The sequence below is a fragment of the Lysinibacillus sp. BPa_S21 genome, assembly GCF_023337795.1.
Lineage (GTDB): Bacteria > Bacillota > Bacilli > Bacillales_A > Planococcaceae > Lysinibacillus.
This window is the reverse complement of sequence record NZ_JALIRS010000010.1, coordinates 117,224-129,752: the sequence shown is the minus strand read 5'-3', so window position 1 is coordinate 129,752 and position 12,529 is coordinate 117,224. Positions and strand designations below refer to the sequence as shown.

Annotated in this window: 10 protein-coding genes and 1 other annotated feature; all 10 genes read right to left on the bottom strand. The window is 39.7% G+C overall.

What is annotated here, in order from left to right; translation table 11 throughout:
* Position 1 precedes the first annotated feature (1 nt).
* On the bottom strand, positions 2-1,402 hold the full coding sequence (gene cysS, locus MOK21_RS18215) for a cysteine--tRNA ligase (RefSeq protein ID WP_249075403.1): 1,401 nt from the start codon (positions 1,400-1,402) through the stop codon (positions 2-4).
* The gene (gene epsC / locus MOK21_RS18210) at positions 1,399-2,049 is read right to left on the bottom strand and encodes a serine O-acetyltransferase EpsC (protein ID WP_249075402.1); all 651 of its coding nucleotides are present in this window, start codon (positions 2,047-2,049) and stop codon (positions 1,399-1,401) included. The genes cysS and epsC overlap by 4 nt, the downstream gene beginning before the upstream one ends.
* A gap of 157 nt (positions 2,050-2,206) precedes the next feature.
* Positions 2,207-2,425: a binding site (T-box leader), on the bottom strand.
* Between the two features lie 50 nt (positions 2,426-2,475).
* Entirely contained in the window at positions 2,476-3,936 is a 1,461-nt protein-coding gene (gltX, locus tag MOK21_RS18205) for a glutamate--tRNA ligase (protein ID WP_249075401.1), read from the bottom strand.
* 91 nt (positions 3,937-4,027) lie between these two features.
* Positions 4,028-4,504 (bottom strand): 2-C-methyl-D-erythritol 2,4-cyclodiphosphate synthase, encoded by a 477-nt coding sequence (ispF, locus tag MOK21_RS18200; protein ID WP_053482833.1) that lies wholly within the window; start codon positions 4,502-4,504, stop codon positions 4,028-4,030.
* 389 nt (positions 4,505-4,893) lie between these two features.
* A complete protein-coding gene (ispD, locus tag MOK21_RS18195) occupies positions 4,894-5,589 on the bottom strand; it encodes a 2-C-methyl-D-erythritol 4-phosphate cytidylyltransferase (protein WP_249075439.1) in 696 nt (231 codons plus the stop codon).
* A 12-nt stretch (positions 5,590-5,601) separates the two neighbouring features.
* Positions 5,602-6,687, bottom strand: a complete 1,086-nt coding sequence (locus MOK21_RS18190) for a PIN/TRAM domain-containing protein (RefSeq protein ID WP_249075400.1) — start codon at positions 6,685-6,687, stop codon at positions 5,602-5,604.
* 273 nt (positions 6,688-6,960) lie between these two features.
* Positions 6,961-8,337, bottom strand: coding sequence for a DNA repair protein RadA (radA, locus tag MOK21_RS18185; RefSeq protein ID WP_249075399.1), 1,377 nt, complete (start codon positions 8,335-8,337; stop codon positions 6,961-6,963).
* 95 nt (positions 8,338-8,432) lie between these two features.
* The gene (locus MOK21_RS18180; protein WP_249075398.1) at positions 8,433-10,877 is read right to left on the bottom strand and encodes an ATP-dependent Clp protease ATP-binding subunit; all 2,445 of its coding nucleotides are present in this window, start codon (positions 10,875-10,877) and stop codon (positions 8,433-8,435) included.
* Positions 10,867-11,976 carry a protein-arginine kinase McsB gene (mcsB, locus tag MOK21_RS18175; RefSeq protein ID WP_249075397.1) on the bottom strand — a complete coding sequence of 370 codons (1,110 nt, stop codon included), beginning with the start codon at positions 11,974-11,976 and terminating at the stop codon, positions 10,867-10,869. Before mcsB ends, MOK21_RS18180 begins: the two co-directional genes overlap by 11 nt.
* Positions 11,973-12,521 (bottom strand): UvrB/UvrC motif-containing protein, encoded by a 549-nt coding sequence (locus MOK21_RS18170; protein ID WP_249075396.1) that lies wholly within the window; start codon positions 12,519-12,521, stop codon positions 11,973-11,975. The genes mcsB and MOK21_RS18170 overlap by 4 nt, the downstream gene beginning before the upstream one ends.
* Positions 12,522-12,529 lie beyond the last annotated feature (8 nt).

Below are 12,529 nucleotides of genomic sequence, written 5' to 3'. Positions count from 1 at the left end.
CTTACCCTCGTTTCCATCTAGTTCCTTGTCGCGTATCTTCTAAAATGATACCTTGCGCTTGCAAATGGTCACGAATTTCATCCGAACGAGCAAAATCACGATTTTTACGTGCTTCTACACGCTCCTGTAAAAGTGCTTCAATTTCTTCGTCTAATAGCTCTTCTTCTTTTGCAAATTCAATACCTAAGACGTCACCTAGCACCTCAAAAGTTTCAGCAAAGCTTACTAATACTTTTTCATCAGTATTTGTTTCATTTAGATAAATATTTGCGATACGCGCTAATTCAAATAATACAGAAATGGCATTGGCTGTATTAAAGTCATCATCCATTGCTTCTTCAAAATAAGCTTTTTGTTCAGCAATTTTTTCAAGCCATTCTTCTGAGTGATTACCTAAGCTCGCAGTTGCTGTTAAACGGTGTTTCACATTGTTATAGGCTGTATGAATTCGTTCTAAACCATTTGCTGCTGCATCTACTAAATCCTTCGCAAAATTAATCGGATGACGATAATGCACAGAAAGCATAAAGAAGCGTAAAACTTGTGGGTCAATTTGTTTACGAATATCATTGACGAGTATAAAATTACCAAGTGATTTGGACATTTTTTCATTATCAATATTAATATACCCATTGTGCATCCAATAACGAGCAAATGCTTTATCATTATGAGCTTCTGATTGTGCAATTTCATTTTCATGATGCGGGAATGTTAAATCTTGCCCACCCGCATGAATGTCAATAGTATCACCTAAATGCTCACGTGCCATTACAGAGCATTCAATATGCCAACCTGGGCGCCCTTTTCCCCAAGGACTTTCCCAGTAAATTTCACCCGGCTTCACAGCTTTCCATAGAGCAAAATCTAACGCATCATCTTTTTTCTCGCCCGCTTCTATACGAGCACCAATTTTTAAATCATCCACCGATTGATGAGACAATTTACCGTAACCATTGAATTTGCGAGTTCGATAATAAACATCACCAGCTGACTCATAAGCATAGCCTTTATCGATTAAAACTTGAATAAATTGAATGATATCATCCATATGCTCTGTCACGCGTGGATGCACATCCGCTTTCTTGCAGCCTAACGCTGTAACATCTTCAAAATATGCAGCTATGAAGCGTTCCGTTAATTCATGAACTTCTTCTCCTAGTTCATTTGCAGTCTTTATAATTTTGTCGTCCACATCTGTGAAATTTGAAACAAACTTCACATCGTAGCCTTTGTATTGAAAATAACGTCGCACTGTATCGTAGACAATTACAGGTCGTGAATTCCCAATATGAATATAGTTATAAACTGTCGGGCCACAAACGTACATTTTTACTTTGCCTTCCTCCAGCGGTACGAAAGTTTCCTTTTGTCGTGTTAATGAGTTGAAAATTTGAATACTCATTGTGTTTCTCTCTCCTTTTGTAAGCGTTCGATTTCCTGATTCAATGTTGCAATCTGCTTCTCGAAAGCTTGACAACGTTCTTCTACAGGGTCAGGTATATTTTGGTGGTCTAGTTTTTTCTCTAGACGGACTCCATCCTTAATCACTATTTTACCAGGAATACCGACAACTGTTGCATTTGGCGGTACTTCTTTTAAGACTACTGAGCCTGCACCAATTTTACTATTTTCGCCAATTGTAATAGAACCTAAAACTTTTGCACCTGTTGCAACTAGTACATTATCCTCCAATGTCGGATGGCGTTTTCCCTTTTCTTTCCCTGTACCACCTAACGTTACACCTTGATACAACGTTACATTATCACCAATCTCACATGTTTCACCAATAACAACGCCCATCCCATGGTCAATAAAGAAACGTCGACCGATTTTCGCTCCAGGATGAATTTCAATTCCAGTAAAGAAGCGACTAATTTGTGAAATAGTACGGGCTATAAAATAAAAACGTTTCTTAAAGAACCAATGAGCAACTCGATGTGCCCAAGTAGCGTGCAAACCTGAGTATGTTAATATAACTTCAAATACACTACGCGCTGCCGGGTCATTCTCAAAAATCGTTTCTACATCTTCCTTCATTCTTTTAAACACAAAAGCTCCCCCTTTTCATGTTGATCTACCTTGATCTTATCAAGTACCGGTCTTTGAAATACTATTGCGGACGTTGATTTCACCGCAGAGTTATTCGAGTAGAATTTGACATATGTCAGGAAAATAAAAAGCGCCCCTATCATCCCCAAAAAGGAATGACAGAGACGCTAAATTTGCGCGGTTCCACTCTGATTGAAGGCCAACACCTTCCACTCTGGACGTTCTGTAACGGGAACGAATCGACAAAGCCTACTATTTGTTCAGCTTTATGCTCAAAGGTGCATTTCAGTTTTACCTAGGCTCAGACCACTTTCAGCCGGTGATGGTCCTCTCTTTAGAGCATGCGCCACTTACTTCTCCTTATCAACGCTTTCTCAATGTAAATACATTTTACAACGAACTATCAAATTGTCAATCAATTTCTACTTATTGCGCAAATTTTTCTACACGGTCAATTGTTTTCTGTTTGCCAATTAGGCAAATTGCGTTCGGAAGTTCTGGGCCATGCGTTTCACCCGTCGTTACAACGCGAATTGGCATAAATAGATTTTTACCTTTATGACCTGTTTCTTTTTGAACAGCTTTAATAGCCGCTTTGACAGTATCAGGTGTCAATTCCTCTAAACCTTCAAGCTGTGCTTTAAATGCAGTCATTACCTCAGGTACCTGCTCACCAGCTAAAACTGCTTTTGCTTCTTCATCATATTCAATATGATCGTTAAAGAATAGGCGAGATAGTTCTACAATTTCAGCACCAAAGCTCATTTGATCATGATAAAGTGCAATTAAATCTGTAGCCCATGCACGTTCTTCTTCTGTTAGCTCTTCTGGTAATAAACCAGCTTTTTGTAAGTGTGGTAAAGATAATGCCACTACTTCTTCTAAAGATAATTTTTTAATATATTGGTTATTCATCCAAGTAAGCTTTTGTTTATCAAACATAGATGGTGATTTTGAAAGACGTTTTTCATCAAAGATTTTAATAAAGTCTTCTTTTGAGAAAATCTCTTCTTCCCCTTCAGGAGACCAACCAAGTAATGCGAAGAAGTTGAACATCGCTTCAGGTAAGTAACCTAAATCTTTATATTGTGTGACGAATTGAATAATGGATTCATCACGTTTTGATAATTTTTTACGATTTTCATTAATGATTAATGTCATATGACCAAAGCGTGGATATTCCCAGCCGAATGCATCAAAAATCATCATTTGTTTTGGTGTATTCGATAAATGCTCTTCACCACGGAATACATGAGAAATTTCCATAAAGTGATCATCTAGCACTACCGCATAGTTATATGTCGGAATACCGTTTGCTTTAACAAGTACCCAGTCGCCAACATCTTTCGACTCAAATGCTACTTGTCCACGTACTAAATCTTCAAATTCATATGTTACATTTTCAGGTACGCGCATACGAATTGTAAATGGTTCACCAGCAGCTTCTTTAGCAGCCACTTCTTCTGCTGATAAATGACGACAAGTACCGTCATAAGTTGGAGCTGCTACACCTCGTGCTTTTTGTTCTTCACGAGACGCTTCTAATTTCTCAGAAGAACAGAAGCATTTGTAAGCTAAACCTTGCTCTAGTAGTTTTTCAGCGTGCTCTTTATAAATATCAAGACGTTCCATTTGACGATAAGGTGCATATGGTCCACCGATATCGATTGACTCATCATATTCAATACCTAACCATTTTAAGTTATCTAGCTGAGATGCTTCTCCGCCCTCTACATTACGCTCAATATCTGTATCCTCAATACGTACGATAAATTTACCGTTATGATGTTTTGCATATAAATAGTTAAATAACGCTGTACGCGCTCCACCGATATGTAAGAAACCAGTAGGGGAAGGCGCGTAACGAACACGAACTTCTTTCGCCATAATTAAAAGCCTCCTAAATTTTCGATCAAAAAATTGACTTTGTTCATTTTACCACTCTGTTACAGGAAATAAAAGCATCGAGAGCTTGCTTTTATTTCTTCATCAATAGGATTGTCGCCATCGCAGCAATCCCTTCCTCGCGACCTGTAAAACCTAAACGCTCCGTTGTTGTTGCTTTAACATTCACCTGAGAAGGCTCTGCATGAAGCAATTCAGCAATACGATTTTGCATTTGTTCAATATAAGGCGCCATTTTTGGACGTTGTGCCATAATCGTACAATCCACATTACCTAGAACATAGCCTTTATCCTCAACAATCTTCCAAATATGCTCTAATAATTTCGCTGAATCTGCATCCTTGAATGCTGGATCTGTATCTGGAAAATGACGACCGATATCTCCCTCACCAATAGCCCCTAACGCTGCATCTGTTACAGTGTGTAATAAAACATCTGCGTCCGAATGCCCTACTAGCCCTTTTTCATGAGGAATTGTGATACCTCCAATAATTAATGGTCGTCCTTCTTCAAATGCATGCACATCAAACCCTTGTCCCACTCGAAACATATGATTTTGAGACTGTCAAATAAGATAAATAAAAAAAGAAAATCCACCAACTGAAGCAGACTTAAAAAGCTTCTATTCAGCTTATAAGGCAGTCTCATTCACCTTCCTTCACTTATATATTTACTCTATATTATACCCTCACATTTTAACATATTTCCTAGGAAATGAGTGTCTCGACAAAGCTTTATAAAATTCGACTTCTAGTTTCCCTCACATTTGTTGTTACGAGGGCGCCGTATTCGTGTCTACTCATCTCCTACCTATAGGGGTGGGAGACTTCCATAGCTGACGCTTCGCTTTCACTACAGGTTAAAATAAAATCCCGTAGAGAAGTTATAGCGCTACTTCTTTACGGGATTTTTTACTTTTCATTCACCTATTGTCTCACTTCAACTACTCGCATTCAAAGCACGTTTACGCAATATCGCTTCACCAAAAACTAAATCTTCTTGCGTTGTCATCTTTACATTTTCGTAGCTACTTTCTACAATATGCACCTCATGACCGAGACGTTCAACAAGCATTGCTTCATCTGTGCCAAGAAAGCCTACCTTCTCCGCGACATCCTCTGCCTCCACAATCAAATCGAATTGAAATGCTTGTGGGGTTTGAATCATCCATAAGCTTTCTCGATCAATTGTCTCTTCAATAACACCATTTCGTACTTTTTTCATCGTATCCTTCGCACGAACACCCGCAATTGCAGCTCCAAAGTCATACGCACTTTGTACAAGATTCGCAATAATGTCATGCGTAATAAATGGACGCGCAGCATCATGCACAAGCACAATATCAACCTGCTTCATTTCTTTCATGCATGAATGCACGGAATGCTGTCGTTCTGCACCACCATCAGGTAAACCTTTAACTTTAGTAATTCCATACTGCTCAAGCATTTCTTGAATAAATACACGCTCTTCTGGCTTTACTGCAAGCCAAATACCTGTACACTGACTATCCTGTTCGAATACCTCCAGTGTGTGGATGAGAATTGGTTTTTCTAAAAGATTTAAAAATAACTTATTTTGTCCTGCACCCATTCGCTTTCCGCTTCCCGCAGCAGGTAATACTACTTCATATTGCACATTTACCACTTCCTAGTCATCCTTTGGTTTAGCAAAAATCATACGACCTGCTGATGTTTGAAGAACACTTGTTACAGTTACTGTAATTGCCTGTCCAATATAGCTACGTCCACCTTCAACAACGATCATTGTGCCATCATCTAAATAAGCAACCCCTTGATTATGCTCTTTCCCATCTTTAATCACCATCACTTGCATATCTTCACCCGGAATAACGACAGGCTTTACTGCATTTGCTAAATCATTAATGTTTAAAACCTTCACTTGGTGTAGCTCGCAAACTTTGTTTAGGTTAAAGTCGTTCGTCACAATTTGTGTATCATTACCCATTTTCTTCGCAAGACGCACTAGCTTTAAATCAACCTCTTGCACATCCTCAAAGTCCTCTTCTGTAATCTCTACCTTCGTCATTCGCTCATCTTGTAATTTTTTTAAAATATCTAAACCACGACGACCTCTTGTACGCTTTAATGTATCCGAAGAATCAGCAATATGTTGGAGCTCAGTAAGGACAAATTGGGGTACAACTAATGTACCTTCGATAAAGCCAGTTTCAGAAATATCTGCGATACGACCATCAATAATAACGCTAGTATCTAACAGTTTATAGCTTCCTCGTGTTTCTTGAGGTTCTACACCTTCCGTTACTTTTTTCTTCGTATTGTTACCACGCAATGTAAATAGCTGGATTAATTCATCTCGCTTTTTAAAGCCTACGCGGAACCCTAAATAGCCTAGTACAAATGACAGTATTATCGGTAAAACCTTTGTGAACTTCGGCAAATCGATACTATCAATTGCAAAGCCTAAGAAATAAGCAACAATTAGTCCGATAATAAGGCCGAGTGTACCAAATAGTAAATCCCCAACAGGTACTTTAAATAACACCTCTTCCATCCAACTAATAAGCCTTACAAAATAATCTGAAAAGGCAAATGATAATGTAAACAGTAAAAGCGCTCCTAAAGATACTGATACATAAGGATTATCAAGCCAAGGATTAGATGATAAATGAAGCAATTCGTATAATGGCGGTAAGAAAACAAGGCCTAATGCTCCTCCAATCAGTAAAAAAGCAATTTGAACAAATTTTTTCATAAACTGTCACCTCCTATTTTTAATATATAATTATACATAGTTTGCTGTAGAAAATCTTTTATGAACCCATCAAAGTATCGTTCATTCCTCTTCTATCGAGACTACTGAAAGAAGAAAAATCAATTGCCAAAATCCTTCATTCTAACTATTCTTTTCACAGACGTTATCTTAGACGCCATTTCCCCTCTTTGAGTTTCCTACCTTCTATCTAGGAATTCCACTCATGCAATTAAAAGTGCATGTCAGAACATTGTCCAACATGCACAAGCTTCTTTATAGCTCTCTAAAGCAAGCATTTAATGCATCCTTTATTGTTTCCACACCAACTATCTCAATACCTTGTGGGAAATCCCATCCACCTATATTCGAGGCTGGTATGAAGGCTCGTTTAAATCCGAGTTTTGCTGCCTCAATCACACGTTGTTCAATACGAGATACACGACGCACCTCACCTGTCAAACCTACTTCACCAATGAAGCAATCCGTTGCCCTGACAGCTTGATCCTTAAAACTTGAAACAATGCTTGTCAACACAGCTAAATCAATTGCGGGCTCATCAAGCTTCACGCCGCCAGCAACTTTAATATAGGCATCCTGGGCTTGTAGCAAGAGGCCCATTCTCTTTTCAAGAACGGCCATAAGCAGTTGCACGCGGTTTTGATCGACACCTGTTGCCATTCGTTTCGGATAATTAAAGCTTGTTGGTGTTACAAGTGATTGAATTTCAACTAGAATCGGTCGTGTACCTTCCATCGAAGCTACGATTGTTGACCCTGCCGCCCCCTGTGAACGCTCCTGTAAGAACAACTCAGATGGGTTTAACACTTCCTTTAAGCCCCCCTGCAGCATTTCAAAGATAGCAATTTCATTCGTAGAGCCAAAACGGTTCTTTTGGCTACGTAAAATACGGTGATTATGATGTCGTTCTCCTTCAAAATACAATACCGTATCAACCATATGCTCCAAAATACGTGGCCCTGCAATTTGCCCTTCTTTTGTTACATGTCCAACTAAAAAAATGGCAATACCCTTTGTTTTTGCTATTCGCATAAGTTCTGCTGTACATTCACGCACTTGTGATACACTACCCGGTGCACTCGTTACCTCCGGATGAAAAACAGTTTGAATAGAATCGACAATAACAAACTTTGGCTGCACATCGTCAATGGTCTGATTTAAAAACTCTAAATTCGTCTCAGAATATATATAAAGCTCCTGGGATACTACTCCTAAACGTTCTGCACGTAGCTTTGTTTGACGGATGGATTCCTCACCAGAAATATAAAGCACACGATGTCCCTTATTCGACAGCAACGCAGATACTTGTAATAATAATGTTGACTTCCCAATCCCAGGGTCTCCCCCAATTAACACAAGAGAACCTGGCACGATGCCTCCACCTAACACACGGTTTAGCTCACCCATTTCTGTTGCAACTCGTGATTCTTCAGTAGCTTCAATCTGCATTATAGGGAGAGCCTTTTGGGTAACCGTAGCAGAATGTTGGAATGCCCCACGCGGCCCTTTTGCAACTACCTCCACCTCTTCAACCATCTTATTCCATTCTCCACACCCTGGACATCTACCCATCCATTTTGCAGATTCATAGCCACAGCCTGAGCATACAAATTTTGTTTTTTTCTTCGCCAAATTGCATCCACCTCGAATATTTGTTCTTATATTTATTATTGTACATAAAAAAAGACAGCTTGGCACTTAAAGCCTTGCTGTCTTTTTCGGGAAAATTATTTAGAAGTAGAAACTTCCTCTTTTTTCTTCACAACAAACTCATCATTTACAAAATCAATGATCACTTGATTGCCCTTCTCTACATTGCCTTTTAGCAGTTCTTCCGATAAACGGTCTTCTACTTGTTTTTGTAATGAACGGCGTAGTGGTCGAGCACCGTATTGAGGATCGTAGCCTTCCTCTGCAATTTTCTCCAAAGCAGAATCCGTTAACTCTAACGAGATGTCTTGCTCTTGCAAACGTTTTGTTAAAGCATTCGCCATCATCGCTACGATTTCTTTTAAATGCTCTTTTTCTAGTGAGTGGAAGACGATCATTTCATCGATACGGTTTAAGAATTCTGGGCGGAATGCTTTTTTCAGTTCCTCCAGCATTGTACCCTTCATATCTTTATACTTCGTATCTGTACCACCTACATTGAAGCCAAGGTTTTTCTGATATTTTAAAGCATCTGCACCAACATTTGATGTCATAATAACAACTGTGTTGCGGAAATCTACCACACGACCTTTAGAGTCTGTTAAACGGCCATCTTCAAGTACTTGTAGTAAGATATTGAAAACATCTGGATGAGCCTTCTCAATTTCATCTAGTAATACTACTGAATACGGTTTACGACGAACCTTTTCCGTTAGTTGACCGCCATCATCAAAGCCTACATAACCTGGAGGTGAACCAACTAAACGTGAAGTCGAATGTTTTTCCATGTACTCAGACATATCAACACGAATCATTGCGTCCTCATCGCCAAACATAACCTCAGCTAGTGCTCTAGCAAGCTCTGTTTTACCAACCCCTGTAGGGCCTAAGAAAATAAATGAGCCAATTGGTCGTTTCGGATCTTTCAAACCAGCTCTTGCACGACGGATTGCTCGAGAAATTGCCTCTACGGCTTCCCCTTGACCTACAACTCGTTTGTGTAGCTCCTCTTCAAGTTGTAATAACTTAGAAGATTCTTCTGAGGCTATTTTCGATACCGGAATTCCAGTCCACATAGATACTACCGCAGCTACATCATCTACTGTAACTTTTGATTCGGCTTTACCTTGCTCTTCCTTCCAATTTTTTCTCGTAGTTTCAATTTCATCTTTTAGTTTTTGTTCTGTATCCCTTAAAGATGCTGCCTTTTCAAATTCTTGCCCTGAGACAGCTGCATTCTTTTCAGAGCGCACATTTTCAAGCTTATCTTCAAGTGCCTTTAAGTTTGGTGGCACTGCGAATGAGCGTAAGCGTACTTTAGAACCCGCTTCATCAATTAAATCAATCGCTTTATCTGGTAAGAAACGATCAGAAATATATCGGTCGCTCATTTTTGCCGCCGCTTCAATTGCTTCATCTGTAATTTTCACGCGGTGATGCGCTTCATAACGATCACGTAAACCTTGAATAATTTGAATCGCTTCTTCTACAGTTGGCTCATCAACTTGAATTGGTTGGAAGCGGCGCTCTAATGCCGCATCCTTCTCAATATATTTGCGATACTCATCTAGTGTCGTTGCACCAATACATTGAAGCTCGCCACGTGCTAAAGACGGTTTTAAAATATTTGAAGCATCAATGGCACCTTCTGCACCACCTGCACCGATCAATGTATGCAATTCATCGATGAATAAAATAACATTACCAGCTTGGCGAATTTCATCCATTACTTTTTTCAAGCGATCCTCGAATTCACCACGATATTTTGTTCCAGCAACAACTGTCCCCATATCAAGTGTCATAACACGTTTATCGCGAAGAATTTCTGGCACTTCATTATTAATAATTTGCTGCGCTAAGCCTTCAGCGATTGCTGTTTTACCAACGCCTGGCTCCCCGATTAATACAGGGTTATTCTTTGTACGACGTGACAGCACTTCAATAACACGTGTAATTTCCTTGCTACGACCAATGACTGGGTCTAATGTACCTTCACGAGCAATTTGCGTTAAATCACGCGCAAGGCTATCTAATGTTGGTGTATTGGCAGCCTGGGCAGCTTGTTGACCAGATTGGGCATTATCGTTATTACCTAATAACAACAGCACTTGCTGACGAGCCTTATTCAATCCAACACCAGCATTATTTAATACACGGGCAGCTATACCTTCACCTTCGCGAATAAGCGCTAATAGTAAATGCTCTGTGCCAATATAGGAATGACCTAATTTACGTGATTCATCGACTGATAGTTCTATTACTTTTTTTGCTCGAGGTGTATAGTGAACAATTGGCCCAACATCCTCTTTGCCTTTCCCTACAAGTTCTTCAATACCTGTTTCAATCATTTGAGGACTAATATCAATGGCTTCTAATGCTTTTGCAGCAATACCGCCACCTTCACGGATAAGCCCTAAAAGAATATGCTCTGTTCCAATTGATTCGTGTTTCCAACGAATTGCCTCTTCTTGTGCAAGCTGTAATACTTTTTGTGCGCGTTGTGTAAAACGATTAAACATCAAATGAATCCTCTCCTTTTCTCCGAATAATAGGCTTACTCATATTTTCTCGAGATAGTGCCTCACGAAGCATTTCAGCTCGTACGCGATCTCGCTCAGCAGGCGGCAAGACGTCACCTGCATAATTCTGTAAAAAACCAGGTTGCATACTGACTACACATTCGTTTAGTTTGGTCGCTTTGACACCATCAATTAACTGTAAATCTACTCCCAAACGAATATTAGATAGACAGGTAGCGGCTTCCTCACTCGTTAAAATTCGAGCATGTGTTATAGTCCCTAAAGCACGGTATACACGGTCTTCTAGGGCCAGCTCTGCTTTTTCCAGTAACTTGCCTCGTGCATGTCGTTCTTTTTGAATTATTTTTTCAGCGACACTTTGAATGTCCGCTAAAATATCATCCTCTGTTTTCCCTAGTGTAATCTGATTTGACACTTGGTAAACATTCCCTATATTTTCGCTACCCTCTCCATATATTCCTCTTACCGTCATTCCTAACCGTGTCATTGCATTAATGATTTGATTCATCTGACCTGTAAGTGTAAGAGCTGGTAGGTGCATCATGACAGATGCTCGCAACCCAGTACCAATATTTGTTGGGCAACTTGTTAAATAACCAAATGTATCTCGAAATGCATAGGGCAAAGTTTTCTCTAAGGTACGATCAATTGTATTGGCTTGCTCGTATGCCTTTTGAAGTTGAAAACTCGCTGTCATACATTGAATGCGTAAATGATCTTCTTCGTTCACCATAATGCTAGTCGATTCGTCATCAGATAAAAGCATTGAGCCCACCCGCTCTTTTTTGGCAAGCTGAGGACTAATTAAATGTTTTTCCACGAGTATTTGACGCTGCAAAGGCGTTAAATCCTTAATAGCAAAATATGAATAATTTCCTCGAAGTTCTGTACTATCCTTGATTGCATGTGTAACTGCCTGTTCCACCTGTAATGCTTCGTCCTCTGTAAAGGCTAACGGAAAACGATAACCGTCTAAATTTCGAGCAAGGCGGATGCGTGTACTAATGACAATATCTGAATAATCGTCCTCCACACTCATCCATATTGGTGTAGCACGTTCTAAAAACGATTCAATCATCACAACACATCACCACCTTCGAATTGTAGCTGCTTCTCAAGCTCTTTCACTTCATCACGGAGCTTAGCTGCCTCTTCAAATTGCTCTGCATCTACTGCTACCCTCATACGTTTACGAATATCTTCAATTTGCTTTTTGATGACATAAACATTGTTTCGGGCACCGGGCATTTTCCCTATATGTTGAGGACCAGCCTGTATACGGTTAAAGAGCTTCGGTAAGTGCTCGCTAAATGTGTCATAGCAACTTGGGCACCCAAATTTACCTTCTTTTAAAAACTGTTTATACGTAAATCCACATTGCGGACATGTTTGTGGTTGTGGTGGCGCCTGTTGTTTTTCACCCACTTGTTGTTGCTGCCATGAAGGTGAGCCAAACCAATTGGATAATAACTGTTGAATAGAGATTGGCTCTTGTTTAAATTCAGCATGAAATGGATGGAATTGCGAGGCGCAGACGTCACAATAATGGTGCTCCACCTTTTGACCACTTTGAACTTGTGTTACGGTAACTGTCGCATTTCGCTGCTTACAATGTTCGCATATCATTTCCATCA

Coding starts and splice junctions, on each gene's coding strand:
- cysS (WP_249075403.1), bottom strand. CDS start 1,402: ATGAGTATTCAAATTTTCAACTCATTAACACGACAAAAGGAAACTTTC.
- gltX (WP_249075401.1), bottom strand. CDS start 3,936: ATGGCGAAAGAAGTTCGTGTTCGTTACGCGCCTTCCCCTACTGGTTTC.
- ispF (WP_053482833.1), bottom strand. CDS start 4,504: ATGTTTCGAGTGGGACAAGGGTTTGATGTGCATGCATTTGAAGAAGGA.
- MOK21_RS18190 (WP_249075400.1), bottom strand. CDS start 6,687: ATGAAAAAATTTGTTCAAATTGCTTTTTTACTGATTGGAGGAGCATTA.
- MOK21_RS18170 (WP_249075396.1), bottom strand. CDS start 12,521: ATGATATGCGAACATTGTAAGCAGCGAAATGCGACAGTTACCGTAACA.